The organism is Congregibacter variabilis (assembly GCF_045689235.1).
GTDB classification, from domain to species: Bacteria; Pseudomonadota; Gammaproteobacteria; order Pseudomonadales; family Halieaceae; genus Congregibacter; species Congregibacter variabilis.
The window spans coordinates 1463346-1489884 of record NZ_CP136864.1 but is presented as its reverse complement, the minus strand read 5'-3'; the positions used below and the strand labels follow the sequence as shown (position 1 = coordinate 1489884).

At 53.6% G+C, this 26539-nt stretch carries 22 protein-coding genes; 12 read left to right on the top strand and 10 right to left on the bottom strand.

Features of this window, described 5'->3' with window-relative positions:
- The first annotated feature begins 6 nt into the window (after positions 1 to 6).
- From R0135_RS06535 to R0135_RS06520, 4 genes are all read left to right on the top strand, one after another.
- Positions 7 to 633, top strand: coding sequence for a uracil-DNA glycosylase family protein (locus tag R0135_RS06535; RefSeq protein ID WP_407349449.1), 627 nt, complete (start codon positions 7 to 9; stop codon positions 631 to 633).
- A gap of 60 nt (positions 634 to 693) precedes the next feature.
- Positions 694 to 1062: a cupin domain-containing protein gene (locus tag R0135_RS06530; protein ID WP_407349448.1), complete on the top strand. Its 369-nt coding sequence runs from the start codon at positions 694 to 696 to the stop codon at positions 1060 to 1062.
- A gap of 199 nt (positions 1063 to 1261) precedes the next feature.
- Entirely contained in the window at positions 1262 to 2194 is a 933-nt protein-coding gene (locus R0135_RS06525; protein WP_407349447.1) for a PEP-CTERM sorting domain-containing protein, read from the top strand.
- 128 nt (positions 2195 to 2322) lie between these two features.
- The gene (locus R0135_RS06520) at positions 2323 to 3615 is read left to right on the top strand and encodes an amidohydrolase family protein (protein WP_407349446.1); all 1293 of its coding nucleotides are present in this window, start codon (positions 2323 to 2325) and stop codon (positions 3613 to 3615) included.
- Between the two features lies 1 nt (position 3616).
- Here R0135_RS06520 and R0135_RS06515 read toward each other — a convergent pair whose 3' ends face one another.
- Positions 3617 to 4603 carry an MBL fold metallo-hydrolase gene (locus R0135_RS06515; RefSeq protein WP_407349445.1) on the bottom strand — a complete coding sequence of 329 codons (987 nt, stop codon included), beginning with the start codon at positions 4601 to 4603 and terminating at the stop codon, positions 3617 to 3619.
- Between the two features lie 197 nt (positions 4604 to 4800).
- Here R0135_RS06515 and R0135_RS06510 point away from each other — a divergent pair, with 197 nt between their 5' ends.
- The 4 genes from R0135_RS06510 to R0135_RS06495 all read left to right on the top strand — a co-directional run bounded on the left by R0135_RS06510 (position 4801) and on the right by R0135_RS06495 (position 8642).
- On the top strand, positions 4801 to 5358 hold the full coding sequence (locus R0135_RS06510) for a TetR/AcrR family transcriptional regulator (RefSeq protein ID WP_407349444.1): 558 nt from the start codon (positions 4801 to 4803) through the stop codon (positions 5356 to 5358).
- 112 nt (positions 5359 to 5470) lie between these two features.
- The gene (locus tag R0135_RS06505) at positions 5471 to 6187 is read left to right on the top strand and encodes a hypothetical protein (RefSeq protein ID WP_407349443.1); all 717 of its coding nucleotides are present in this window, start codon (positions 5471 to 5473) and stop codon (positions 6185 to 6187) included.
- Between the two features lie 62 nt (positions 6188 to 6249).
- Positions 6250 to 6705, top strand: a complete 456-nt coding sequence (locus R0135_RS06500; protein WP_407349442.1) for a YybH family protein — start codon at positions 6250 to 6252, stop codon at positions 6703 to 6705.
- A 68-nt stretch (positions 6706 to 6773) separates the two neighbouring features.
- Positions 6774 to 8642, top strand: coding sequence for an NAD(P)-binding protein (locus R0135_RS06495; protein WP_407349441.1), 1869 nt, complete (start codon positions 6774 to 6776; stop codon positions 8640 to 8642).
- 66 nt (positions 8643 to 8708) lie between these two features.
- On the opposite strand, the gene R0135_RS06490 is transcribed toward R0135_RS06495, so the two are convergent.
- Positions 8709 to 9653, bottom strand: coding sequence for an HDOD domain-containing protein (locus R0135_RS06490; RefSeq protein ID WP_407349440.1), 945 nt, complete (start codon positions 9651 to 9653; stop codon positions 8709 to 8711).
- A 321-nt stretch (positions 9654 to 9974) separates the two neighbouring features.
- Here R0135_RS06490 and R0135_RS06485 point away from each other — a divergent pair, with 321 nt between their 5' ends.
- Together R0135_RS06485 and R0135_RS06480 are read left to right on the top strand one after the other, a co-directional pair.
- Complete coding sequence (locus R0135_RS06485) at positions 9975 to 10877, top strand: HDOD domain-containing protein (protein ID WP_407349439.1); 903 nt, start codon at positions 9975 to 9977, stop codon at positions 10875 to 10877.
- Positions 10878 to 10889: 12 nt separating this feature from the next.
- Positions 10890 to 11831 carry an HDOD domain-containing protein gene (locus tag R0135_RS06480; protein ID WP_407349438.1) on the top strand — a complete coding sequence of 314 codons (942 nt, stop codon included), beginning with the start codon at positions 10890 to 10892 and terminating at the stop codon, positions 11829 to 11831.
- Between the two features lie 90 nt (positions 11832 to 11921).
- Here R0135_RS06480 and R0135_RS06475 read toward each other — a convergent pair whose 3' ends face one another.
- Positions 11922 to 12419, bottom strand: a complete 498-nt coding sequence (locus R0135_RS06475; protein ID WP_407349437.1) for a hypothetical protein — start codon at positions 12417 to 12419, stop codon at positions 11922 to 11924.
- A 154-nt stretch (positions 12420 to 12573) separates the two neighbouring features.
- Complete coding sequence (locus R0135_RS06470; protein WP_407349436.1) at positions 12574 to 13458, bottom strand: LysR substrate-binding domain-containing protein; 885 nt, start codon at positions 13456 to 13458, stop codon at positions 12574 to 12576.
- A gap of 226 nt (positions 13459 to 13684) precedes the next feature.
- On the opposite strand from R0135_RS06470, the gene R0135_RS06465 reads away from it, so the two are divergent.
- On the top strand, positions 13685 to 14803 hold the full coding sequence (locus R0135_RS06465) for an aromatic ring-hydroxylating oxygenase subunit alpha (RefSeq protein WP_407349435.1): 1119 nt from the start codon (positions 13685 to 13687) through the stop codon (positions 14801 to 14803).
- A gap of 56 nt (positions 14804 to 14859) precedes the next feature.
- Positions 14860 to 16176: a Zn-dependent hydrolase gene (locus R0135_RS06460; RefSeq protein WP_407349434.1), complete on the top strand. Its 1317-nt coding sequence runs from the start codon at positions 14860 to 14862 to the stop codon at positions 16174 to 16176.
- Between the two features lie 23 nt (positions 16177 to 16199).
- Here R0135_RS06460 and R0135_RS06455 read toward each other — a convergent pair whose 3' ends face one another.
- From R0135_RS06455 to R0135_RS06430, 6 genes are all read right to left on the bottom strand, one after another.
- Positions 16200 to 17609: an MBL fold metallo-hydrolase RNA specificity domain-containing protein gene (locus tag R0135_RS06455; RefSeq protein WP_407349433.1), complete on the bottom strand. Its 1410-nt coding sequence runs from the start codon at positions 17607 to 17609 to the stop codon at positions 16200 to 16202.
- Positions 17610 to 17750: 141 nt separating this feature from the next.
- Positions 17751 to 18812, bottom strand: coding sequence for a class I SAM-dependent methyltransferase (locus R0135_RS06450; RefSeq protein ID WP_407349432.1), 1062 nt, complete (start codon positions 18810 to 18812; stop codon positions 17751 to 17753).
- A 162-nt stretch (positions 18813 to 18974) separates the two neighbouring features.
- Complete coding sequence (locus R0135_RS06445; protein WP_407349431.1) at positions 18975 to 22091, bottom strand: efflux RND transporter permease subunit; 3117 nt, start codon at positions 22089 to 22091, stop codon at positions 18975 to 18977.
- The gene (locus R0135_RS06440) at positions 22084 to 23598 is read right to left on the bottom strand and encodes an efflux RND transporter periplasmic adaptor subunit (RefSeq protein WP_407349430.1); all 1515 of its coding nucleotides are present in this window, start codon (positions 23596 to 23598) and stop codon (positions 22084 to 22086) included. Before R0135_RS06440 ends, R0135_RS06445 begins: the two co-directional genes overlap by 8 nt.
- Position 23599: 1 nt before the next feature.
- A complete protein-coding gene (locus R0135_RS06435; RefSeq protein ID WP_407349429.1) occupies positions 23600 to 24937 on the bottom strand; it encodes a TolC family protein in 1338 nt (445 codons plus the stop codon).
- 701 nt (positions 24938 to 25638) lie between these two features.
- Positions 25639 to 26520, bottom strand: a complete 882-nt coding sequence (locus tag R0135_RS06430; RefSeq protein ID WP_407349428.1) for a DUF547 domain-containing protein — start codon at positions 26518 to 26520, stop codon at positions 25639 to 25641.
- Between the last annotated feature and the right edge of the window lie 19 nt (positions 26521 to 26539).

The window sequence follows — 26539 nt, the reverse complement described above, 5'->3', positions numbered from 1 at the left end:
ATTATCGTGAATACTTTCGCGACATTATTAGAAGAGGTTCGTGCCTGTACCATCTGCGCCTCGCAGTTGTCGCATGGGGTGCGACCGGTATTGCAAATACACCCAAGCGCTAAAATTCTCATCGCAGGTCAGGCTCCTGGAAGAGTAGTGCATGAGACAGGCATCCCCTTTGATGACGCTAGCGGTAATCGTCTACGAGAGTGGATGGGCGTTTCCAAGGGCAGGTTTTATGACGAGAAGCAAATCGCGATTTTGCCGATGGGTTTTTGTTACCCGGGCACAGGAAAAACAGGCGATCTTCCGCCTCGCCCTGAGTGCGCCATAGCGTGGAGAGAAAAACTACTCGAGCAGTTTTCTCAACTAGAGTTAACTCTCGTAATTGGGAAATATGCGCAGTCCTACCATCTACCTAAGAACAAGCTATCACTGACAGAAACTGTGAAAGCATGGCAAGACCATTGGCCCAAAATTCTGCCACTACCGCATCCCAGCCCAAGAAATAACATATGGCTGAAACGAAACTCCTGGTTCGAAACCGAAGTCATTCCAAGACTGCGGAATCGTGTCAATGAGCTGCTTCCTCAGAGCAAGAGCAAACCCAAGCCGCAGAGATGGCAGCAAGCGAATGGGTAGCCTTGGAGTACTTCAAGGGGTCCTCAACGTTATGGTCTTCTTTGATCTTTGGAGTCACCCATGAAACTGCAAGTGCTTAACCCTCATCAGACCGCCATGGACTCTAAAGAGATGGAGTTTCGAGACCTCGGTAGTTTCGATGACGGCGGCGCTGGTGTGTTCTGGTCTAATGAAGGTGGGCCTTCACCTTGGGAGATGCATCCGGATTGCGATGAATTATTGCATGTCATGGAAGGCGAAATTGACATCGAGGTGCTTCCTAAAGAAGGGGGTGAGGCAAGTGTTGCAACAGTTGGGCCGGGGTGTTTTTTGGTGGTTCCGCGCGGTTGTTGGCACCGTCAGACCATTCGCAAGAAGTCGTCAGAGTTTTACGTAACACCGGGTAAAACTCTCCATTCGAGCGCCGATGACCCGCGTGTCAATGTATAGCGATAACCTGCAATCAGCCTTGTCCCAAGCAGCGGTTAGTGGTGGCAACTTTCTTCGCTTGGGCGGTGGGCGGTATGCAGCTTGCCGGGCGCGGTGCAATTGAGGACGGTTCCGCTGATTACTTACCCAGAAGACGCTTAGCCTTGTTTTACTCGGGTTTATTGTTACTTTATCTCGCAATACCCAAGAATTGAGTCACATGAAGACAGCTTCTTTAGTTCTCTCTGCCTTACTTACATGTATCGCGCCCCTCGCAGCCGCCGAGACCTCACTGCTCTTTATCGGCAATAGTTTTACCTTTGGATGGGGGTCGTCGGTTCGCTATTACCGATCTGATTCGGTACGTGATTTAAACGGAGAGGGCACCGGCGGAGTCCCCGCACTGTTCAAGTCCTTTGCTGATCAAATGGGTTTGCAATACCGCGTTTCGTTAGAGACCGTAGGCGGCAGCGACATTCAGTTCCATCTGGACAATAAGTTGCCTCTCATCTCAAGCGAGCCTTGGGATCAGGTCGTGATGCATGGCTACAGCACTTTAGATCCTCAAAACCCCGGGAACCCCGATGCCTTGGTTTCTCAGGTCGCTAAGATGGCGGCGGTTCTGCGAGACAAGCAGCAAGACGTAGCCATCTATCTGACCGCCACCTGGCCCCGGGCTGATCAGGTGTACTTACCGGAGCGCCGTTGGAGCGGCCAATCTGTGCAGCGCATGGCAAGCGATATTCGCAAGGGCTATGACCTTGCCGCTGACGCATCGGGAGCGGACGCGGTCAATGGGGTGGGGGAGGCATGGATTCGCGCCATGCAAAGCGGCATTGCCGATTCCAACCCCTATAACGGTATTGAGCTCAACAAAGTCGATCTTTGGACCTACGATCATTATCACGCCAGCAGTTATGGCTACTACCTCGAAGCGTTGGTGGTGTTTGGCAATCTCACGGGAGTTGATCCCCGCGCACTGGGCGCCAATGAGTGTTCCGGCTTCGAACTGGGTATGTCCCCGCGCCAAATACAAATGTTGCAGCAAGCTGCCTTTGATCAGTTGCTCAGTGACGGTCGGATGAAGCCTCAAACGCCAAAGCAAGATCAGTCACGCTTTGCCGCACGCTGTGCGAGTGTTATCGACGACTAGTGCAGTCGCCGGTGCTGTCCACAAGCGGCGCAAGGTTTTTGTCGTTCTGCCCGTCTGAATTACAATTTGATACCTTTCGCCCATCTCCATCTCCATCGGCAAATTATTCGCTCGCGAGGAAATCCTACATGTTGGTAAACAAATCATTTGGCACTTCTATGCTGTTGGGAGCATTGGCGGCGATCTCCATCGCTCAGAGTACACAGGCAGAACAACTGCTTCTCAGCGCGGACTACATGGTCGATACGGCCAGCGGCAAGTTGATCGCGGATCCTGCGGTACTGATAACAGACGGTGTGATTGAGTCTGTGGGCACGCGGGGCAAGCTCAATGCCGGCGATGGCGTACCGGAGCTCTATCTGGAGGGCCAGACCTTGCTGCCGGGCTTTATGGATATGCACGTACACCTGGATTCCGCCATCCCGGGCGTCCCATTTTTGGAAAGCCGGCTTCAGTCGGTGCCGCGAAAGACTGTTAACGCCGTAGCAAACGCCCGCACGACACTTATGGCTGGGTTTACCTCGGTGCGTAACGTCGGCTCTGTTGCCTATTCAGCGATTGCGGTGCGCGATGCAGTTAACGAAGGTCAAATACCCGGCCCGAGGATTTGGGCGGCAGGACATTCCATTGGCATTACCGGCGGCCATTGTGATGACAATTACTCACCGCCAGAGATGCGAAAAAGAAAGGCCGGCGTTGCCGATGGTCCCTGGGCGGTTCGAGAGAAGGTGCGCGAGAACATTAAGTACGGCGCCGATGCGGTCAAGTTTTGTGCCACTGGCGGCGTGTTCTCTCGTGGCACTAAGGTAGGCGAGATTCAGTACTCCCTGGAGGAGATGCAAGCGATTGTCGATGAGGGGCATTATCGCGGCCTGGTGGTTGCGGCTCACGCCCACGGCACCGACGGTATCAAGACGGCGATTATTGCTGGTGTAGATAGTGTGGAACACGCCAGCATATTGGATGACGAGGCAATTGAGCTGGCCTTAGAGCACGGTACCTATCTGTCCATGGATATTTACAACACTGAGTACACCCTGGAAAAAGGACGGGAGAATGGGGTTCCCGAAGAAAACCTGCGAAAAGACAAAGAAATTGGTCAGGTGCAAAGAGACAGCTTTAGCGCTGCTGTAAAAGCTGGTGTGAAGATGGTGTTCGGATCAGACGCGGCAATCTATCCCCATGGACTCAACGCCCGGCAGTTCTCGCGCATGGTCAAATACGGCATGACTGAAGCCCAAGCCTTACAGGCCGCTACCGTCAATGCGGCGACCTTGATGAAGCGCGATGATCTGGGTGTTATTCGCAAGGGAAACCTTGCCGATATCGTCGCGGTATCTGGCAATCCTCTCGAAGACATTAGCGTCACCGAGTCTGTTTCCTTCGTCATGAAGGACGGAGTGGTTTACAAAAACATGTGAGTCAAGGAAGGATTATCGGCTCAAGGTGAACGGGGATAATGACCTTGGAGTTCGGCGAGACCTTTTTAGCCGTGTCAGCAAAAGGGATGAGCTTTTTCTCCACGTTGTCTTGTTGCGAAAAACTGTAGGGCAAACGAAAGTTATCCCAGTGCGTGGGTACCACGATGGCGGGGTACCCCGTGGACTCCAGTAAGCGACGGTCATAGTCATACAGGCCCATTCGGGAGCCGTTGATACCGGCCAGCAAAATGTCGGGTTCCAATCCCTCGAACTCGCGCTCGATAAAGTTCATGGACCCCATGGTGAGTATGCTCCGCCCTCCGAGTCTGGCTAAAAAACTGAGAGCTCCGCCTTCGATGAACTGCTCAATGCGCAGCGGCGCTTCTAACACCGTATCTCGGTCGTAGCGTCTTGAGTCGTGGTAGTGCTTTTGGTCCAGCGCAGAGTGCAGTCCCGGCACGACGCGTACACTAAAGTTGTCGAACTGATAATCCTCGCCGCCATGAACCGCATAGAGCTGCTCCTCGGGGACGCCATAGGCCCGAAGAATCATCACAACGGTTTCTGTGCCGATGACTTTCGCGCCGGTCTTCTTGGCGATGTAGGGAACGTCTCCCAAATGATCAAAGTGCCCGTGCTGCACGAGAATAAAATCTGCCTTGGGAATCAACCGGTCAATCAAATCGGTATCAACGGGCGCTGGGTCAGTACGACTGTAGCTGGGACGCTCATCGTCCGGATGTGCCGGGCCTCCGTAGGGGATTCTGGATGGCCAGGGATCCAGAAGTACGATCGTTTTTCCATCGGTCATGCGCCAGCCGGCTGCACCAAAGTATGTCATTTCCAGGGGGGTATGAGCCGGAATGACTTCAGAAGCTGTCAAACCACCAAGGCTTAGCTGCTCATCGTCGCTTGGGTGTGCCGTGACAAAGGGGGCCAGCGTCACAGCCATAAAAGGAACAACCGCGGCACTTAACAGTTTATGCATTCGAATCATTGGAACCTCGAAGAAATAGGAGCAGAAGTAGCTTCAGCTATACGCCGCGCTCACGCAAGCTTGTAAGGAGCTTACCGCAATTCTGTGTGGCCGGGAGGTGTGGTGGTCTGCTCGTGTCGCTGGCTGTATATGTCAAATGACATGTCTTAAGCTGGTAGCTATGTATGAATGCGTGAGGAGCAGCGGTAGTGAGTAATCGAAAGCAAGAGATCTTGCAGACCGCAATCGAGATCATCGCAGATGAGGGCTACGCCGGACTCAGTATGCGCGCTCTCGCACGTGCCAGCGGGATGAAGCTGGGTGCTTTGCAATATCACTTTCGCACCACCGAGGACATGCTCCGGGAGTTGGTGGCTTATATAGCAGTGGAGTATGCCAAGGCCTTTGACGCGCTCCGCGCTGATGGCGACGCGCTTAGTGTTCGAGATATCGCAATGTTTGTTCTTGATGATGTCGCGGGAGAGCCCCTGCAGAGTGATCGGCTGTGGCCGCAGCTATGGGCCATGCAGCAGGTTGAGCCGTTGGTGGCAGACTTGGTGGACGACGTTTATGCGCAGTATTTAAGCGTGATTCAGCAAGCGCTTAAGGATGCGGGTAGCGATTCGTCCATTGCTGAGGCGCTCTGTCTTATGTCAATGCTCGAAGGCGGAACATTGTTTACCGGCAATGGCAGGCGTTGGGAGAGCGAGAAGCACGCTGTTCGCGATACGGCATTGGCATTTATTGATGCGCGATATCCTTGTTAATTGCGGCGAGTCCACTGAGCGAGATACCCGCGTCTCTCACGGTCTCCGCTATTTACATGTCAAGTGACATGTTTTAGCCTGTCAGCAGACATGTGACAACTGGCGAAGCCTTATGATCGAAGAACCACAACTCGACGATACGGTAAATAAAGCCGCGTATTGGTCCGCAATAACCCTCTTTGTCATGGTGGTGCCGTCGATATTCCTCCCGCTGGATGCTCCCGAAGGCCCGTTCACCGATCGCATGATGTGGTTTAGCAGTAATCTCGGCGCGTTCATTATGGGATGGATAGTGCAAATGGTCGCGATGCTCACACTAACGGCGGTCTTTGCCGCGACTGCCTGGCAGGTGCGCGGCTCCCGCCCCTTAAGCGCGGTTATTGCCGGTATAGCGGTGCTGATATCGCTTGTCGCGTTCATTATTCCCAAGTTCATTGCCATTTGGTCCATTCCCCAGATGGTAGGCGCATCGACCTCTTTATCGGCGAATGTCGACGTCGCCGAACAGTTGTTTCAGTTGCTAAATCCGTCCTTGTCTTTCTCGCTGTTCACTTCTTTCGACTACCTGGGTTTCTGGATGTATGGGGTGTTTGGACTGGTAGTTGCCCCGACGCTTTTTCGACTCTCCCTAAGCGCCAAGATTGCAGCAGTTGCATTAGGCCTATTTGGGCTTCTCTTTCATCTGCTATTTATTGCGGTGCTCACCGGCAACATAGTGAGTGCTGATATTGGCGTCGTGTTTGAGTCTATAGGCGCCTTATTGCTGGTGTCTGTGGGCGGCATGGCGGTTTTCTTTCGCAAGGCGATTAAGGCTGGCAACAGCGCATGAGTTTGGAGTCGGTAGCAGCGTATTGAGTAGCCTGAGTAAAAAATTATCAAAGGAGTTACACAATGAAAAAGATAGTGACTGGATTTGCTATTGCACTGATGTCCTTGTCGGTCTTGGCCGATCATCATGGCGCTAAAGACGCTGACCTTCATGCTGCGATCAAAGCGTTTGATCATGCTTACGCAGTTAATGATATCGAAAGCTATTTTGGTTTTTACGCCGATGACGCCACCGTATATGTCGGCGATGGCAGGGTGAACCTTGCTGAGTACCGGCAGATGTGGACCGAGCTCATGGCAAGCGGTGGGGGCGTTGAACTGAACGAGATGTCGGACCTGCAGGTACAAGTGATGGCTGATGGAGGCGCTGCTGTTGCGACCTCTTTCATCGACAATCGCACGCGTTGGCCGGATGGGTCTGTGACCACCTCCCGGGCTTTCGAGACCGATGTTTGGCAGAGGATTGCGGGTGAATGGAAGGTTGTTAGCCTTCATTACAGCGAGATATCGCCTGAGTAGCGACGGGCAGTGAGTGCGAGTGCGCAGCGATTCATTCCTGGGGTAATTCAGGTATCAGAGGGAAGTCAGTGAAATACAAGATCACCCGGCGAGATTTCTTAAACGGTGTTGCCGTCACCGCCGGAGCCAGCCTGCTGGCTCCTGATGAACTGTTTGCGCAGTCTGTTCCAGCTACTGCTGCAACTTACTATCCGCCCACGCGCACTGGGATGCGAGGAAACCACCCCGGTTCCTTTGATGTGATGCATGGCCTGGCCTGGGCCGGGCAAAAGCCTGATCAACATCACGAGCTTGATGAACACTATGACCTGGTGGTCGTGGGGGCAGGTGTCAGTGGCCTGGCTGCAGCGAGGTTCTACCAGAAGCGCATGGGACCTCAGGCAAAGATACTACTGCTCGATAATCACGATGACTTTGGTGGGCATGCCAAGCGCAATGAATTTGAGTATGCAGGATATATGCGTCTTGGCATCGGGGGTTCGGTCAATCTCGATGGCCCCAGTGATTACAGTATGATTTCCAAAAATTTGTTGGATGACATTGGGGTAGACCTTGATGCCATGCGGGCAGATATGGGGGAATTTGATTTTCTCGGGGCAGATGCTGATTCCATGTTCGCACTCCCTGGCCCCGATGGACATGTAAAGGTGAGGGGGAGCTGGATACGGCTGATGCTTGGCATTGGTGATTACCCGTCCGCTATTCGCGCGCTGCCACTGCCTGTTTCAGAGCAAGATTTGGTCATTGAATTGATTTCGGGGGACCGAGACTATCTCGAAGAGCTGTCGCTGGGAGAGAAGTCCGCCTACATTGAATCGACGAGCTACGCCGAGTTTCTAAGCCAACGGGTTGGCTTGTCTACAGAAACAATCTCGATCTTTTATCCCTTTCCTAAACTCATGTTCGGGCCTGCAGCGACCCGGATCAGTATTCTGGAGGCCTTTTACTTGGGTAGTCCGGGTATTCGGAGTATGACGTGGCTCGGCGATCTTCTAGCGCAGCTCCTCGATAGTGCAGTGTCGGGTTTGGAGTCTTTATATTTTCCGGATGGCAACGCCTCAGTGGCGAGGCTGCTTGTTCAAAAACTTATTCCGGCGGTAGCGCCGGATAGTCAGGGTTTTGAGGATATCGCGCTCAGCCGCTTCGACTACGGCGCTCTGGATCTTGAGCAGCAGTCCGTCCGCCTGCGGCTCAATAGTACGGTGGTTGGCGTGCGTGAGACTTCCGGTAAAGGGGTAGATGTCGATTATGTGCGTGACGGTAAAGCCCTTCGTGTTACCGGCGATCACTGTGTGCTGGCTTGCTACAACGCGGCGATCCCATACATTTGTCCGCAGTTACCCCAAATCCAGAAAGAGGCGCTTGATTACGGCGTGAAGGTGCCACTGGTCTGGGTCAATGTTTTGATCGCCGACGGGCAGGCTTTTTCTAAATTAGGTGTGGGCCGCGTTAACTGCCCCGATGACCCTTTTGTTGTGGTGACGGTTCCTCCGGCCACCAAAACGGGGGGTAACCGTCCTCCCGCCGGGCCTGAAGAACCTATGGTTATTTTTATGATGGGTGTTCCATCGGTTGATCCTGTAGATGGCGAAAAGAGCAGGGAGATTCTTCGTCGCTCGCGTCATCAGGTTTACGGGACGCCGTTTGAAACCTACGAGCAGCAAGTTCGGGATCAGTTACAGGGCCTACTGGGCGAATACGGCTTTAGACACGAAAGAGATATTCAGGCGATCACCGTCAACCGCTGGGCACACGGCTACGCCTACGAGTACATGCAACTCGATGATCCACAATGGGAAGCAGGGCAGGCGCCACATGAAATTGGTCGTGCACAGTTTGGCCGAATTTCTATTGCGAACTCTGATTCTGAAGCGCACGCTTATTTAGACTCCGCCATTGATGCGGCATGGCGGGCGGTGGCAGAGCAGGTTGCTTAGCGTCGCCCTTGCTTCAGCATGCACAGTTCACCTTCGCGGAACGTTCTGCACCGTGGCTAGGCACGCTTAGCTAGAGATTTTGTGTTTCGTGTAGTTGGTTTCGCCAATTTCCAACTTATGGAAGCTGATAAATGACTCGTCCAGACAGCGGCGGGAGAGTCGAATAACCCGTTCTGTGAGGGCCTCAACATCCGCAGTAAAAAGAGAGTCGAAACGCAGATACTCTGAGGTTTTGTTCTGGAATGCTTCGCTTTCGGGTTCTACGCCGCTCATGAGCTGATGGCTAATGGTGTCGGCGAATCTAACCACGGCGATGAGCATGCTTGTTGGACTCGGCTGCTCCAGACTATTATTTAAGCGGTGGTGATTGCCGATCACCTCGCGCAATTCTTTTGGAAGCCCCCAGACTTCTGCAGCCGTTGCGCCCACCAGCGTATGACTGACGGCGTTTTTGGATGACTCCGAGTCAGTGAGGTCTTCCGGGGTGAGTAAGCCATGGGACTCAATGTGGATTGGTAGATCAGACTCTTTAAAGTACGCGACAAATCTACCAAGGTCGTGAATCAGGCCTGCAAAATAGGCTAACTCTCCGTCGATCTCATTGGAAAGAAAATACGCGAGCTGTTCGCTCAGCGCCGCAACCTGTAATGCGTGGAGCCATAAATGTTTCTGCGCGTCGTCCGTAGGCGCAAAGACCAGTATCTTGGAATGCTCCAGCAACGGTGTTACCAGCCCGTCTTTGCCCAGTGCCCGAATGGATTGGCCCAGAGGCAGCGTGCCCTGTACATCTCCCCCGTGGGCGCGCTGAGCCAGGGCGATGACTCTAACTGCAAAGCACGGATCTATTCTGGCGATACTCAGCGCGTGGTCACTTCCGTAGGGATTGTCTTCATCCATCGCCAGAAGCGTGGACACCACCACCGGCAGTACGGGCAGGCTTTCGCATTCTTCTACGCGCTTTAGGGCGAGGCGTTCACGTTCAGTTACGGACAATAAACGAACTTCATTCATAATATGTCGCTGCTGCGCCTCTATTGGATTGTTCTTGATTCGGGAGCAACATACCCCATCGCTCTCCGGACTCCAATTGATTGAACTACGGCGCCGAGAGTCCTCTTTAGAATCCAAGAGATCAAGGCCTACACCAGAAGCTTCTACCAAAAATTGATCTATTCGAGCTTTTGGTGATTTTTTTGAATGAAATGTAGCTTAAGACATTGATAGGTGTTTCTATTGTGGACCTCTTAACCGAAAACTGAAGTTGACGCCAGTGGCTTTTTGCCTAATCACTACGACGTCACTCAGAATAAATAATAATCTTCATGGAGGGCCATGACATTACAAGAATCTGTGTTGAGCACGGCCAGCAATGGTCAACTACCCGTACTGCCGGTGGTGATCACTGCTTTGATGTCTCTGGATCTCGATGCCGAAGGGAGCTTTGCTGAGGTTCTGGCCCTCGCCAATGTGGACCCCTGTCTGGCGATCAAAATCCTCCAAAGCGCAGGCGCGGCTGGAGCGGTTCGCGGCGGCGATACTTTGCCCAAGGCCATGGTGCGTTTGGGCGTCAGTGCCATGCACCGACTGGTATCTGAGCGCTCGTCGGCCACCGTTTTTGTGCCGGTTACTGATGCCGAAAAATGCTTGTGGCTGCACTTTATTCAAGTGGCATTATGTGCGCAGTTTTTGGTCAAAAATTGTAAAGCTCTCAAGGTGGATGCTGACAAAGCCTACCTTGCGGGCCTGATACACGACATCGGCCGTCTGGTAGATTATGAGCAGATAGCGCAAGCTCCCAACGAAATCGAATCCAGCGATTATCACGACCCCGAGGCATTACTTCACGCTGAGACCCATGCCTTTGGCCACAGTCATGTTGGTATTGGAGTGATCGCCAGTAAGCGCTGGAAGTTACCCGACTATCTTATCGCCGCTGTTGAACATCACCACGATAATCTTCGTGAGCTGCGTGGACCTGACCTGGAAACTCGAACACTGGTGGAACTTGTACAGTGCGCCGACGAACTGTCGGTGTTCGTGCTGCGCCGCGATAGCAGCGATCTGGCAGCGGTTAAGGCCCTGTGCCAGAGGTTTCTGGACAGCAAAAGCGCCGTTTTGGCGCAGTGTGGTGTCGACGTTGCCCTGCTGCAAAAAGCTCTTGCCTATATGCAGGATGAGGCTGAGACGGCATTTTTAAGACTCAAGCTCGGTAAAGCGCCGGTTTGCCATAGTTAGGAGTATTGTCATATGTCGTCACCAGAGTTGCGTGGTAGCAATTTGCGCCCAGCGGTTGTGCGGCTTATGGAAGAGTTGCCCGTGCTCCCCATTTGTATCTCGACTTTGACTCGGCCAGATGTCGATATTGATGACCACATCGATGACATTCTTGCGCTTGCCAAGGTAGAGCCTTGTCTTACGATTCGGATATTCCAACTCGCTGCCAAGCACTTTCCCAGCCGTGCCGTGACCAGTGTGCAACAGGCACTGATGTTAGTGGGGAGTCGCGCCATTGATGAACTGATCGAAGTGCAGTCCATGGCACGGCCGTTTCACCCGGACAATGATGAGGAGCGCTGTATGTGGGCGCACTTTGTTCATGTCAGTATCGCCGCGGGCATGCTGGCAAAAGTCTACGGACAACTCGGCGTCAAGCCCGAGGCTGCAGAAGAGGCTGGCTTACTTCATGACCTTGGACGACTTGTGCACTACAAACACTTAGCAAAGTCACCGAGTGAAATCGAGATGCAAGGATACCGGGATCCCGCCGAGCTATTGCAGGCAGAAGAAGCGGTTTTTGGAATCTCTCATGTGGCTCTGGGGAGCGTGGCGGCCGAGATCGCACACGCGCCCGCTTACATACGGGATTGCATCGATCATCATCATAGCAAGGCCGCGAACATTCCTCGTAAAACGTCGGCTGCCAACGGCTCCTTGATTGAACTGGTTGCGATCGCTGATGAGATCGCCATGTACTGTCATCGACGCCCTGCTGATGATGAAGACGAGTTTGCAAAGCGCTCACGACGATTTATGGAAACCCGCTCGGTTTATGTAAAAAAATGCAGGCCCAAGCTCGAAGATGTTTATGAGGTATTGCTCAGTTCTCTTAAGCAAACTCAGACTGAATACTTGCGGTTAGGGATGGGACCGCCGCCGCAATTAGAGTACATGGATATTCAGCGGCGCTAAGTAAAGTGCTTATCAGTCGCGGCGAGCCGCGTGTTGTTTTTTCAGGGGTAAGGAGCGGCGGCCCATGTAGGAGCGCCGCTCCTTTTCGGACTAGGCGCCGCTTGCATGGGCGTCGCGGAGGATCTGCAGGTTGTCACTCGCTTCGCTAAGCTTGCGGTTGAGTTCCAGCGCTCGGGTGAAGTCCTGCCGGGCACCGCTTAGGTCACCACTTACCGCCTTCAAAACGCCAAGATTGGATAGCGCTACGGCCATATCCCGCCCCGCGGCCTTCTCCTGGGATAACTTGAGTGCAGTACCGCATTCGAGATCGGCTTTTTGCAGTTCACCGGTCATGGTGTAGGCGACGCAGAGGTTCGTGCTTGAGGCAAATTGTTTTGCGCCCTTGCTGTCCAGAACCTCAATCGCTTTTTCGTAGTCCCCGGCCAGCACGACGTTGCCCCGGGCACGATTGCTAACGGCAGCCATTTTGTAGCGGGAAGTAAGAGACTCGTCAATTAGGGTCTCCTGGGCCTGCGCAGATACGCAGAGCATGTTTCCTGCGATAAGGCAGGCACCGAAAAAAGCAGTGGTTTTGTCTTGGATTTTCATGGTTCAACTCCTTGGGTTTAGGTCAGTTGCCCCATCGCCTCGAAAGCAATGGGGTCAAGCGCAATGTAGGTTTGATGCCAGTGCGCCACAAACGAAAAAAAGTTGAAGTTGGTCTGAGAAACTCTTGATGAACAAGGTAAAGCGACAGAAATCACTATTCCTGAAATAGGTCGAGCACCCATTTTCGCAATGATTTCACTTCGGCTATTTCGGCTTTGGCTTTGGGGTAGGCCAGATAGAAGGTCTCGGGTAGTTCTGCTATTTCGTCAAACATAGGAACGAGAGCGCCGTATTTGAACCAGTTGTCGCTCAAGGGAACCGGGACGAGTGCGGCTCCCACCCCGCGTTCTGCAGCACGGGCCACGGCGATCATGGAGTCAAGGCGCACCACAGATGTGGCCGGTGGCAGCGTGATGCCCGTCGCCTTAGACCAAATATTCCAGGCCTCAGGTCGACTTGTGTGCACCAAAATGGGGAGCGGCGTGAACTCTTGCCCTTTACGGTAGCGTTTTAGAAAGTCTGGTGAACAGGCGGCAATCAATCGCAGCGGAAAAAGCGCATCGGATTCCAGCTGAGTAGGCTTCTGACGAAAAAGTCGAATAGAGGCATCGGCGCTCACCGGGTGTCGCTCGGCGGTCTCATCACTGGTGTCTACAAAGATCTCTATGCCCGGGTTTCGGGCGGTGAAGTCCTCCAGCACCGGAACGAAACATTCGCTGGCAAAGAACGGTTGAACCGAAACCCGCAGTTGGCTGGCCGCTGTCTTACTTTGGACTTCGGCGATGATGCCGTCGATGTTAGCGATTGCAGGCTCTAATTCACGGAAAAGCCGTGCGCCTTGCTCTGTAAGGCGCAGACCTCGCCGCTCTCGGGTGAGGAGTTCCAGACCCAGTTCGTCTTCGAGTGTCTTGACCTGGTGGCTCACTGCGCTGGCGGTCACCGACAGTTCTTCTGCAGCTAAGGTGTAGTTACGATACTTGGCTGCGACGCAGAATATTCTCAATCCTCGTAGCGAGGTTTTCTTGGGGCTTATTTTCATGTGTGTCTCGGGGGAGGCCGGGCTGGGGTGTACGGCCGGCATCGAGTAATTGCGAGTTAATACGAGTTAGACACAGGATAGCAAGAAGCGCGCCACGCGAAGGCGGTTTTGTAATGCTTTATGCTCACAGGGCTTTTTACAGCGGGTTGATAGCGTGGCAGGATCAACCTGAAGCTAACATTGCTCGAACCGGCATTATCGAGTGAATTCTGATCAAAGAGACGCCATGAGCAAGCTCCTGAACGAACAGCAGATTATTGATCGTATCTTTAGCCACATTGATAACAAGACTACGGATCTTGGAGACACCGTCTGGAAAGAGCCCGTGGCCAGTTATTTGTCCCGGGAGCGCTTTGATGCCGAGATAGAACTGTTGCGGCGCATGCCAGTGGCCTTTTGTCCGTCGGTGATGCTGTCTGAGAAAGGAAGCTATGTCGCAAGGAAGGCCGCTGGCACACCGCTACTGGTTGTCAGAGGTGAAGATGGCAAGATCCGCGCCTTTATCAACGGCTGTCGCCATCGTGGCATGCCGGTGGCCAAGGACAGCGGCTGCGCGCGGTCCTTTGTTTGTCCCTATCACGCCTGGACCTATGGCCTTGATGGACAGTTGAGGCATATACCGGGACGAGAAGGATTTCCGGGAGTCGAACTGCAAGACAATGGGCTCATGGAGGTTTCTGCCTTGGAGAAGGGCGGGCTGGTCTACGTTAATCAAAGCGGACCTATAGATGATACTTTTCTCAACAACGCGCCGGACTTCTTTTCTGGCGAGCAGCAGTTTTTTGATCAAAGCGAATATGACGATGAGTCAAATTGGAAGTTGATCGCCGAAACCACCATGGAGGGATACCACATCAAGTCCCTGCATAAGCAGAGCTTCTACCCCTATGGTCTTGATAACACAAATATCGTTGAGACCTTTGGTGCCAACTCCAGAGTGATCTTTCCTTTTAAACGTATGGAAAAGCTCCGGGCTATTGAACCTGCTCAGCGCAGTCTTGATGGAATGATTACCTCTGTGTACCAGCTCTTTCCCAACGTCGCTGTGTCGATTCTGTCCAAACATTCAACAGTAACTATCTTTGAGCCGCTCAGCCCATCGCAGACGCAAATACTCATTTATCGCGTGACTAACAAAACCTCCGATGGGTCTACCGTGGATGTTGACGAAGCAATGCGAGATGCGGTTTTCGTGAAAGCCGCGGGCTTTGATGAGGATCGCGAAGCTGCCTGCTCTATTCAAGAGACACTGGGAGCCGGGGCAAATCAGCATCTAACCTTTGGCTATTTTGAAAAAGCGATTGTGCATTTTCATAGAAATCTCGCAAAGCACCTATCGGCATAGTGCAGCACCAGTTGCTTTTATGCTTTGCTACTGTCCGCATCACCCAAGGAACATCCATGCGCTTTTTTGTATACCTGACTCTGCTTATCGGCCTCACCGCACTGCACATTGGGACGCTGCCTTCGGCCTTAGCCCAATCAAATTTAGAAGTAGATGGCCGGCGTTTGAATGAAACCATGAGCGCAATGAAGACCTTTGGGGGAACCCCCGAAGGCGGGTCCATTCGCGTTGCCTATAGCGATTCCAACAAGGCTGCGCTTGAGTATCTTGATGGCCTTATGCGCGAAGCGGGTCTTGCTACACACATTGATGCTGCGGGTAATCTTGTGGGGCGTCGCGAGGGCAATAGCAATAATCTGGCTCCCATTGTGACGGGCTCGCACATAGATACCGTGCCCAATGGTGGTCACTACGATGGCATCGTTGGTGTCATGTCGGCTATTGAGGTTGCAAGGACGCTACATGAGCAGTCTGTTTCGTTGAGGCATCCGGTGGAGTTTGTCGTGTGGTCAAACGAGGAGGGCGGTAAAACCGGCAGTCGCGCAGTTGCCGGTGCGGTTAAGTCGGCCGAGTTTGCATTGCCCAGTCTCGGCGAGCGAAGCCTGGGGGAGGGAATGCAGTTTCTTGGCGGTGATCCAGCCGCTCTCGAGTCTGTGAGACGCAATAAGGGCGACATAGCCGCTTATCTTGAACTGCACATCGAACAAGGCGCCATACTGGACCGTAAGAACATCGCCATTGGTGTTGTCGAAGGTATCGTGGGTATTCGTCGTTGGAATGTCACCGTCGATGGCTTTGCGAATCACGCGGGAACCACGCCTATGGACCAGCGCAGTGACGCGCTCTATACCGCGGCACGTTTTGTGACGCTTGTACGAGACAGTATTACCGAGATTCCGGGCACCCAGGTGGGCACTGTGGGACGTATTGAAGCGTTTCCGGGAGCGCCTAATGTCGTTCCTGGTCAGGCGACTATGAGCCTTGAGATTCGTGACTTGAGTATGGATAAGGTGGGCCTGCTGTTTGACCGAATTGCCAGGGCAAGTGAGATACTCGCCAAGGAAACCGGCGCAAAGATCAGCTTTGTGCAGTTCTACGAGTCTATGGCCGCGCCCACTAACGAGGCGATTCGTAAAATTATAGAAGGCAGCACCGAATCACTGGGGCTTAGTTACCAACGTATGCCCAGCGGTGCAGGGCATGACGCACAGAGCCTTGGGACTATCTGTCCCATTGGTATGATCTTTGTGCCGAGTCGCGATGGGACGAGCCATGCGCCATCTGAGTTCACTAGTCCACAGCAAATTACCGACGGAGCAAATGTCCTGCTCAGAACTCTGCTGGGCGTTGATGCGCAGATGGATAACGACTAATCAAGCTGGTGGCTGCGTGAGAATCAGAACTCAATGCTTTGTCCGCGCTCGGGGATGACTAAGTCACAGTCAAGTTCCTGGCGAAGCCTGTCGGCTAGTACCTGCTGCGCTTTTTCTTCGCCATGTATCAGGAGTGTTAATGGATTGGAGCGAAAGCTCGCGCGCCAATCCACCAGCTGTTGCTGTCCCGCGTGAGCTGATAAAGCACCGAGTGTCGCGATGCGTGCCTTTACGATGTACTCCTCGCCAAAAAGACGGACGTGAGAGGCGCCGTCTACCAGGAGCCGCCCGAGAGTGCCCTGGGCCTGAAAACCGGTAAAGATTATTGTGTTGTTTGCCTGCCAGATGCCATGTTTAAAGTGATGGCGTATGCGCCCGCCGGTACACATGCCGCTGCCTGCAATGATAATCGCGCCGCCCTTAATTCGATTGATCGCCATGGACTGATCGGTGTCGGGCGTTAAAGACAGGGTAGGTAAAAATTCTGCCAGGGAGCTTTTTTTCGCGTCGTCGAGCGCGCGTATGTCTTGTGTATCGAGTAACTTAAGCCAGTGGTCATAGACCTGGGTTACCGATATGGCCATGGGGCTGTCGAGAAACACGCGCCAACCATCGAGCTCTCCACTGTGGTGAAGAGTCCCCAGATGAAAGAGTATTTCCTGTGTGCGGCCCACCGCGAACGCGGGGATCATGACATTGCCGCCTTGGGACCAGGTCTCGCGAAGAAGGTCTCGAAGCTCCGTGAGTGTATCGCCTTCGGGGCGGTGATCGCGGTCCCCGTAAGTACTTTCCATTAGCAGAATGTCGGCTTCCTGTAGTTGTGCAGGTTCGCGCATCAACACAGAATCTGTTTTTCCCAGATCCCCGGAAAAAACCAAACGTTTTTGTTGTCCGTCTTCCTGCAGAAGCACTTCGCAAATCGCCGAGCCGAGGATATGCCCTGCATCATGAAAGCAGATGCTTGCGGAGTTACCCGCACCCAAGCTGTGATGCTTTCGATATTCAACGCCAATGCAGGCTGATAGCGCGGTTTCTACATCTTCCACACCGTAGCTTGCTTCGATGAGGGGCCGCCCGCGACGTGCATTGCGTCGATTTTTGTACTCCAGGTCTCGAAGGTACAGGCCCACTGCATCGTGCAGCATTATTCTGAGTAACTCGGCTGTTGCCGGTGTGCAAAGAATCGGGCCGCGAAAGCCGCCCTGACATAGCCTGGGGAGTAATCCTGAGTGGTCCAGGTGTGCATGGGAAAGGATCACCGCATCGATGCTTGCAGGATCAAACGCGAAGCGTTCATCATGTAGCCGGTCTACCGCATCGCCTCCCTGGTGCATACCGCAGTCCAGTAATACTCGTCCGCAGGCCGGGGACTCCAGTAGATGACAGGAGCCGGTGACTTCCCTTGCGGCTCCGTAGCTGGTGATGCTGGCCATGACAATCGCCCCTGACGCTAATCTTGCTATTAATCTATCTTATTCACAGATATGAGCACTGAGCTAGATCAAGGTGAGTACTAATTGGCAGCTGCATTTATTGCAAACGAGCGGTACTCACCTCAAAGACAAGCGGGCGTCCTATGCGCGCGCCTCCAGCACCAGGTTGGTGGATGAGGTAGTCGCAATGCGAACCGAAGAGAACCCTGCTTCTTCAAGCACCGCGGTCAGCCGTTTAGGGCCGGCTTGCGCGCCCAAACAAAGTCCGACTTCCTGTGAACGAGAGTTTGGCAGGCATATGAGTGTTGATGCGGCATAAAACACTCCGCCCAGGGGGTGCAGATTATCTTCAGTTTTGTCGCCGGCGAGGGGTTCTACGACCATTAAGGTTCCACCGGGTGCCAAGGCCTCGCGCATATGTCTTGCCACACCTACCGGATCACCCATGTCATGCAGTGCGTCGAAGATGCAAATAAAGTCATAACCGCCGTTAGCTGGGATTGTGCTCGCGTCTGCCTCGGCGAAGCTAATGTTGCTCACCGATGCGCTCTCGGCTTTGAGCTTGGCGTCCGCGATGGATGGTCCGTGAATGTCATACCCAAAGATTGTGGATTGAGGGTAGGTCTGTGCCATCAATACGGTGGTAGAGCCGTGGCCGCAACCAACGTCAGCCACTTTGGCCCCTGCTTTTAGCTTTTCTTCAACGCCGTCCAGGGCACAAATCCAGTTCTCGACGAGGTTGGCTATGTAGCCCGGGCGGAAAAATCGATCAGTTCCGCAAAACTGGCAGGGGTGCTGTTCGCCCCAGGGACGGCCTTTTCCTGTGCGAAAAACGTCGACGGCGGTTTCATGCTCTACATATTGGGCGACGATTATCTGCAGCAGGCCATGCATGTTTGCTGGGCTTTCTTCGGTGGCGAATACGGCGATCTGTTCGGGCGACAGGAAGAACTTCTCTGTCGCCGCGTCATAATTAACATAGTCGTTAGCGGCGTTAGCCGATAACAGCTCCTTGAGATAGCGTGAGTCAACACTGGCGATGGAGGCGATTTCGTCGACCGAGCGAGGTTCTCCATCGGCCATGGCTCGATAGACTCCCGTTTGATCTCCTATGTATGCGAGTAGGCCCGCAAAAGCGGCGTTGGCGTTACCCACGACTTTTCCTGCGAGCGCCTCGAGCTTTTCCATATCGAGTTCTGCCATAACTTTATCCTTATTTCTATTGGTAGGCTGCGCTGATCAATGGCGCTGGAAAGCGGTCAGCCCAAACAAAAGACGCTGACCGATTTTTCAGTATAGGAGTTCGGCTTTAAATAGCGAGGGAAATTGTGGCGATGCGGGCGCCGTGTTTTTGCGGCACCTCGGCTAATGCCTCTCCTGTTTATGAAGCAGGTAGATAACAGGAATTACCAACAGTGTAAGTAGCACGGAGCTGATCATTCCTCCGACCATTGGCGCAGCGAGCCGGCTCATGACTTCTGAACCAGTGCCACCGCCCAACAGAATCGGCAGAAGCCCCGCGATAGTCGCACCGGCCGTCATGAGTACCGGACGTACTCGCAAGACCGCGCCGTCGAGTATGGCCGTAGCTATGGCTTCTGGGGAGGGATTGCCTCCGTCGTTATTGCGCTCTGATACAAGTTTCTCCCAGGCTTGATCAAGATATACGATCATGATTACGCCCGTTTCTACTGCTACACCGGCGAGGGCCATGAGGCCTACCCCCACGGCAATAGAGAAATTGTAGTCTAGTAGATACAGCAACCAGGCACTGCCCACTAGCGCCATAGGCAGCGAACCCATAAGAATAAGTACTGGGGCAAGGGTTCGAAAATTCATGTAAAGCAATAGGATGATAATCGCCAGGGTCAGCGGCACCACATAGTTCAGTCGGGCCTTTGCGCGTTCCATGTACTCGTATTGTCCTGACCAACTGATTGAGTAGCCCGGGGGTAGTTCCAGTTGATTGGCTACCAGGTCGCGTGCGACTGATACATAGCTACCGATGTCCGACGTGTCCAAATCAACAAAGGTCCAGCCATTCAGACGCGCATTCTCGCTCTTGATGCCAGGAGGACCGTCTTCTACCCGTATGTCTGCGACATCACCCAGAGCTATTCTTTGTCCCGATGGTGTGACTACGGGAAGTAGTGCCAGATCCTCTGGGGATTGGCGATAGGATTGCGGGTAGCGCAAGTTGACCGGATAGCGTTCCAGACCCTCGACCGAGCTGGTGATGTTCATACCCCCGATTGCCGTAGCAATGATTTGCTGCACATCGGCTATGTTCAGGCCGTAGCGAGCTGAGCGGGCACGATCAATGTCTACCATGATGTAGCGCCCACCGGTCACTCTTTCGGAGTACACCGATGCGGTACCTGGCGTACCTTGCAGAATGTCCTCAAGCTGCCGTCCGATGTCTTCGATGACTGTGAGGTCCGCTCCGGCCACTTTGATTCCCACCGGAGTTTTGATGCCGGTGGCGAGCATGTCGATACGCGTTTTGATGGGCATGACCCAGGCGTTAGTGAGCCCGGGAATCTGCACCACGCCGTCGAGTTCCCGTCTTATATCATCAGAGCTGATGCCAGGGCGCCATTCGTTTTCAGGCTTAAGCTGAATAAAGGTCTCAATCATGGTCAGTGGCGCCGGGTCTGTGGCGGTCTCCGCGCGCCCAATTTTGCCAAAAACCGTTTTCACTTCTGGCACAGTGCGAATCAGTTTGTCGGTTTGCTGCAGCAGTTCTCGCGCCTTTCCGATGGAGATGCCGGGATAAGTAGTCGGCATGTACATAAGGTCCCCTTCATCAAGGGGCGGCATAAACTCGCTGCCGGTTTTCGATAGAGGCCAAAATCCGCTGATCACCATGAGAGCTGCTACTGCGAGTGTGGTTTTTGGCCGAGCCAATACTGATCTGAGCAATGGCCGGTAGCTTGCAACGATGAGCCGGTTTACTGGATTTTTTTGCTCCGGGAGAATCGTGCCGCGGATAAAGTAGCCCATAAGAACAGGCACCAGGGTCACAGCAAGCAACGCCGCGGCGGCCATGGCATAGGTTTTGGTGAAAGCCAGCGGGGTAAACATGCGTCCTTCCTGCGCCTCGAGGGTAAACACCGGAATAAAGCTTACGGTGATGATCAGCAGGCTAAAGAAGAGAGCGGGCCCTACCTCCACGGCAGACTCGGTGACTATGCGCCAACGATTCTCTGGCGTAAGGGGAGTGCGCTCTATGTGCTTGTGCATGTTTTCGATGAGCACGATGGCTCCATCGATCATTGCACCTATGGCAATGGCGATGCCACCCAGAGACATGATGTTGGCATTAAGCCCCTGAAAGTACATGACGATGAATGCCATGAGTATGCCTACGGGCAAGCTGATGATCGCCACGAGCGATGAACGCAAATGGAACAGAAAGAATAGGCAAACAAGGGCCACCATGAGCAGTTCTTCGCCAAGCTTTTGCCAGAGGTTTTTTACCGCCCGCTCGATCAAACCCGACCGGTCGTACACCGTTACCAGTTCAACACCATCGGGAAGGCTGGATTTGAGTTCGTTTAAGCGAGTTTTTACCGCATCGATGGTCGTTTGCGCATTTTCACCGGAGCGCATCACAATGATGCCGCCCACAACCTCGCCTTCTCCATTGAGTTCAGCGATACCCCGACGCATTTGTGGCCCGGTTTGAATCTCGGCGAGATCCTGAAGAAGTAGCGGGGTGCCATTTTGATTGACGCCCAGGGGAATGTTTCGCAGGTCTTCTACGGAGGAGATATAGCCCGACGCGCGCACCATGTACTCCGCCTCTGCCATTTCTATCACCGACGCGCCCACTTCCTGATTGGCGCGTCGAATGGCCTCCTGCACATGCGACAGTGGAATGTTAAAGGCACGCAGGCGATCGGGATTTACGCTTACCTGATATTGTTTGACCATTCCGCCGACGGTGGACACCTCCGACACGCCGGGGATGCCCTGAAGCTCATACTTTAAAAACCAGTCCTGCAAGCTGCGAAGCTGGCTGATGTCATGCTGCCCGCTAGTATCGGTAAGGGCATAGATATAAACCCAGCCAACCCCGGTTGCGTCCGGGCCCAGCTGAGGTTTGGCGGAATCTGGCAGTGAAGGAGCTACCTGACTCAGATACTCAAGGACGCGACTGCGAGCCCAGTAAAGGTCTGTGTCGTCGTCGAATATCACATAGACGTAGGAGTCACCGAAAAAAGAAAAGCCTCTGACGGTGGTCGCCCCCGGTACCGATAGCATTGCGGTGGTCAACGGGTAGGTGACCTGGTCCTCGACTACCTGCGGTGCCTGACCTGGATAGTTTGTTTTGATGATCACCTGAACATCCGATAGATCCGGAATTGCATCTACCGGCGTGTTCTTCAGCGCGAAAATTCCCACGCCGACAATCATGGCCGCGGCCAACAGGACAAAGAAGCGGTTGCTTACTGACCATCGAATAATCGCTTCAATCATGATGGGATTCTCCCGGAGGCATGACGTGGACCCTATCGATAATGAACTGACCGTCATCAATCACAAACCTGAAGTGAATCGACTGACCTGCCTCGAGTAGTTCTATATCAACGCTCTCTGACAGTATGAAGTCCATGGTTGCAGCCGGCCGATTCCATTTTGGGATTTCTTCACGGCTGATATTCGCAATCCGCGTTGCGCTGTCCACCCTATTGACGACTCCCATTACTTCGGCGATCTGACTGGAATCTGTAGGCGTACTCTGTTGGGTTTGCACCGCAACTGGCTGTGAGTTGCGACGTTTGGGGCTTGGGTGATCCATACGCATAAAGTCAGATTTTTTGCTCGATTCAGAGTCAAGAAGGAACTGCGCCGACGCTACGATCTCGTCACCCTCGGATACGCCCTCCATGATTTCGACCTGCGAATTGGAGATTCGACCGGCCTTTACCGCGATCGACTTGAAACGTCCCTCGCCCAGAGCAAGCACAACCCTATCCTCGGAGCCTGTTCTGATAAGGGCTTCTTTGGGTATGACGGTACGAGGCTGATTGTCTTCGGAGTGAATCTGTATTTGAGCGAACATGTTGGGTCGCAGTTCACCGTCGCTATTGGAAAAACGCAGCCTTACCCGCAGAGTTCTGGTGGATGGATCCAGCGTGGGATAAATATAGTCCACTGCTCCTTGCCATTTGCGACCGGGTAGGTAGTCCAACTGCATTGTCACCGGCTGTGCCAGGCGCACCAGAGCCGCCTGACTTTCGAAGACCTGAGCCTCTACCCACACCTCATCCAGAGCGCCAATAGACATGAGTGTAGTGTTCGGCCCCACAAAAAAGCCCTCTCGTATATTGAGTTTATCCACGACACCATTTTTTGATGATCTGAAAGTAACAGTTTGTCTGACTTCACCACTGTTCTTAAGCTCAGTAATAAACTCGTCACTTAACTGCAGAGCGCGAAGCCTGTCCTGAGCGGCCTGTACGAGCCTTTCGTTGTCCCTGCGCAAAGCGGAGATGAACTCTTCCTGAGCGTTTACCAGTTGTGGGGAATATAGATCGTAAAGCGGAGCACCTCGTGTCACCGAGTTGCCCTCGGCAGTCACGTAGAGCTTTTCCACCCAGCCCTCAACTCTGGGATGGATGTGAACAAGGCTGTCCTGGTCGTACTGAACGTATCCGACGCTGCGAATATCCTCATGCAAGACTGCGCGAGATACACGAGTTGTTCGCACTCCCAGGTTGTTAACGACCTGAGGGGAGATTTTTACAACGCCGGTGTCGTTTCCACTGGCATATACTGGCACCAGATCCATTCCCATGGGCGACTTGCCGGGTTTATCGCGACGATAGTTGGCGTCCATGGGGGCAACCCAGTAAAGCGGCGCGTCAGGATCGGAAGCCGTCGTGACGGCGGTTTCGTCGGGTTGCTGCTGTAGCTTTAACAGGCCCAGCCCGATCAGGGCTCCGGCTACTAAAGTGAGTCCATACTTTATGGCACTGTTCATTTCACTGGCCCTCCAAATAGTTGCTGGACGCGAAGAAGTAGTTGAGCTGCGCAATGGTTTTTTGCCGATTGACGGCGATGTTCAAAGCATCGATTTGTGTGTTGAGCTCATCGATTCTGGCCCGCACCACTTCAGTAAAGTCGCCGTCGTCATTCGTGTAGGCGTCCATAGTGGCGTCTACCTGCGCACTCATGTCGAGCAGCAGCCGCGTCTGGTAAAGCGCCTGGCGCTCGTTTAAACGCTGCAGCCGCGCGTGCAGGGTGGTCATCTGTGAAACCATCTTACGTAGCAGAAGTGCCCGGTCTGTGCGTAGGGATTCGGTGTTGGCTGTGGCAGAGATTACCTGTTGGTCCTGACGGTTCGACGTGAACAGCGGTAGATCGAATGACACACCAAAGGAGAAAAAGTCAGCGCGTGGCTGGCCCACAGGGTCGTCGTCTCGGTAGCCATAGCTTGCGTTAAGTCGCCACTCGGGTCGGTAGTTCTGCTGCGCCAGTTTTATGGAGGTACTTGAGGCTGCGAGTCTTTGGTCCACGCTTTTTAGTGCCGGATGCTCCCGCAGAATCATCGCTAGCGACTGCGGCGTGGGCGCTTGTTCAGCTTCGAACAGCTGTGGCGCCATGGGAGTGACCTGCGGGAGCTCCTGCGGCAGCGTGTAGTTCACGCTCCCAAAGTCTGAGCCATCAGAGCTTTGCAGCCATTCACTGAGCTGTGACACAGCGACGTCCTGTTGCTCCCGCAGCGAGACGAGCCGATCCTCAAGCCGAGTGAGCTCCAGCTGCGCATGCACCAAATCCTGTTGGCGGGCGCCCTTTATGGAGTTTACGTAGCTCGACTCAGCGATGTCCACGAGTTGTATAAACAGGTCTGTGTCTTGTTCAATCAGCTGCATGGTCTGAGACGCAAGCCAGGCATCGAGCCATAGTCCGGATACCTCAGCCTCGACTTGCGCTCGTCGATCCGCACGCTGGTAGGGGTGCTGATCGCCCATTAAGGATAGTTTCTGCTGTTGCAGCGCCCGACTGTCGCCTCGCGGGAGCGCCTGACTGACGCCAACTCGGAACTGGGTCATAGGCTCTTGATCAAAGTTAAAGGTGTTGGTGGGCAAATTGGCAAAACCCGCGGTCACCATGGGATCTGGTAGTGCAGATGCCGATGTGCTTTGCGCCTCCAATGCCTGCTGGCGATACAGGCTTCCCTGTATCCAGGGATCCTGCTGCTGGGCCCGCGCTACAGCGTCTTTAAGACTAAGCTGTGCAGGTTCTCCAAAGACCGTTTGGGCCACAAAAAGGGCCAGTAGTGGACAGAAGCCTCTGTACAAGAGTTGTATTGTTTTCACGTTCATTTCCGCCGTTGTGTTGCCGGATGCATCGTAAAACCCAAACAAGAGGGTTGTTCTGATGCAAGGTGTCTGATGCCTGACCGATGTCAGGATTCAAGAGCGGCTAGTCGCCAAATTTCAGGCGCAGCTATCCCGCGAAAACTATATCGAGGGTGGGCGGTAAAGCGAGGAGGGGGGCCAATGCGGAGCGGCTGTAGCAGCCATGGTTTTGTAGGGCGCTGTTGCTTCGGCAGTCGCTGTAAAGGCGACAGAGCTTAGGGCGCTGAGCGACATACAGCCGTTTTGAGAGCAGTAGCCCCCATCACAGCAAGTGCGCGAGGGAGTATCAACTGTTTCTGTGTGATGCGCGTGATGAACGTTGCTATCGATCGTGGACGTATCGGTCGCGCTCATCTTTGCTACTGGCATCGCCTGCATAGACGACATGGTGCTATGTTCGCTAGCGGACATCTCACAGGGCGACGCCAAAGAGACAATAGACTGCAGTGCAAGCATGCTTGCACAAAAGAGCGCTATGATTTTTCTGCGAATTTTCACGTCAAAGTCTGTTGGGTAGTGGCCCGCGTTTACTGCTTTTCAGTTAGTTGTCAACCCTAAGGCTTGATTACACCGCTGTTTGCTCATGCAGGTCAAGGAGGGAAGCATCCCAAGCCTTTACTGCACTGAGCGTCTGTCCAGCGTAAAAAAGGCTATAGTCCTTAATGAATCGATTCTTTAATAGAAGCATCGTTAAGAGACCAGTCATAAAAGTAGCTGCCAATTGACCGGGCCAGCTCTAGCTGTGCGCGCAAGTCGGGCTCGGCGTAGCGGCGTAAGTGATCAAGGAGGGCTTCGTCTGAGCTACCAAAATCATCTCGGTACCATGCGTAGATCTTCGAGACTTTCAGGCGACCTCTAGGACTTACATTTACACCACGCACGGGGTCGTTAACATACGCTGCTGCTGCATTACGCATGGCATCTTCAACGGTATCGGCGCTATAGGCAGTTTGCGGTAAGTTGGGGCAGCCGGTAGAGGCGCAGTTCAGGATGTAGTGAATCTCTGGCGTGTCTCGCCACACCGCCCGGACGACGCCATGCTCAATATCATGCAAGCTCATGGGGCGGCCCCGGAGGCTTAGGCGTTTGTTTTCCCAGGGCCCCAGGTCAAACGGACTATCTCGAATATCTCGAATACTCTCTACAGGGTAGTGATCAAGGATAACGTCGACGGTCGCCGCATTGTAGAGATTCGCCCAGTAGGCTAACTGTGCGTTTTTTGACAGCACTGTTGTGTCAACGGCGCTTAGGTTTGCGATATAGCCTTTAAGATTTTTGTGGTCCGTATCTGACACGGAGCCATAGTTGACTCGCACGACCCCGTCTGGGTCTGTTTGTGCGTAAAGCCCCAGAAATCTGTTCCAGTGTTCATGAGACAGGGGGTCTTGAGTTCCGCTTTGCGTGAAACTGGTCGAAATCAGATCGCTGTTGGGGATCGCGAGTCGCTCTATAGACGCACATCCCCCCAAGAGCGCCAGTAGAGACAGGAGCAGAATGCCTTTGAGTACCGAACCGAAGTTTGCATAGGATTTACCAGACATGATTGGCTTGGAACGGTTC

Bases quoted from the DNA above. Each gene is read 5' to 3' on its own strand.
- R0135_RS06480 (WP_407349438.1), top strand. From the start codon at position 10,890: ATGTCGTCACCAGAGTTGCGTGGTAGCAATTTGCGCCCAGCGGTTGTG.
- R0135_RS06515 (WP_407349445.1), bottom strand. From the start codon at position 4,603: ATGCATAAACTGTTAAGTGCCGCGGTTGTTCCTTTTATGGCTGTGACG.
- R0135_RS06475 (WP_407349437.1), bottom strand. From the start codon at position 12,419: ATGAAAATCCAAGACAAAACCACTGCTTTTTTCGGTGCCTGCCTTATC.
- R0135_RS06500 (WP_407349442.1), top strand. From the start codon at position 6,250: ATGAAAAAGATAGTGACTGGATTTGCTATTGCACTGATGTCCTTGTCG.
- R0135_RS06525 (WP_407349447.1), top strand. From the start codon at position 1,262: ATGAAGACAGCTTCTTTAGTTCTCTCTGCCTTACTTACATGTATCGCG.
- R0135_RS06450 (WP_407349432.1), bottom strand. From the start codon at position 18,812: ATGGCAGAACTCGATATGGAAAAGCTCGAGGCGCTCGCAGGAAAAGTC.
- R0135_RS06530 (WP_407349448.1), top strand. From the start codon at position 694: ATGAAACTGCAAGTGCTTAACCCTCATCAGACCGCCATGGACTCTAAA.
- R0135_RS06465 (WP_407349435.1), top strand. From the start codon at position 13,685: ATGAGCAAGCTCCTGAACGAACAGCAGATTATTGATCGTATCTTTAGC.
- R0135_RS06455 (WP_407349433.1), bottom strand. From the start codon at position 17,609: ATGGCCAGCATCACCAGCTACGGAGCCGCAAGGGAAGTCACCGGCTCC.
- R0135_RS06490 (WP_407349440.1), bottom strand. From the start codon at position 9,653: ATGAATGAAGTTCGTTTATTGTCCGTAACTGAACGTGAACGCCTCGCC.
- R0135_RS06440 (WP_407349430.1), bottom strand. From the start codon at position 23,598: ATGAACAGTGCCATAAAGTATGGACTCACTTTAGTAGCCGGAGCCCTG.
- R0135_RS06485 (WP_407349439.1), top strand. From the start codon at position 9,975: ATGACATTACAAGAATCTGTGTTGAGCACGGCCAGCAATGGTCAACTA.
- R0135_RS06505 (WP_407349443.1), top strand. From the start codon at position 5,471: ATGATCGAAGAACCACAACTCGACGATACGGTAAATAAAGCCGCGTAT.
- R0135_RS06430 (WP_407349428.1), bottom strand. From the start codon at position 26,520: ATGTCTGGTAAATCCTATGCAAACTTCGGTTCGGTACTCAAAGGCATT.
- R0135_RS06470 (WP_407349436.1), bottom strand. From the start codon at position 13,458: ATGAAAATAAGCCCCAAGAAAACCTCGCTACGAGGATTGAGAATATTC.
- R0135_RS06445 (WP_407349431.1), bottom strand. From the start codon at position 22,091: ATGATTGAAGCGATTATTCGATGGTCAGTAAGCAACCGCTTCTTTGTC.
- R0135_RS06460 (WP_407349434.1), top strand. From the start codon at position 14,860: ATGCGCTTTTTTGTATACCTGACTCTGCTTATCGGCCTCACCGCACTG.
- R0135_RS06520 (WP_407349446.1), top strand. From the start codon at position 2,323: ATGTTGGTAAACAAATCATTTGGCACTTCTATGCTGTTGGGAGCATTG.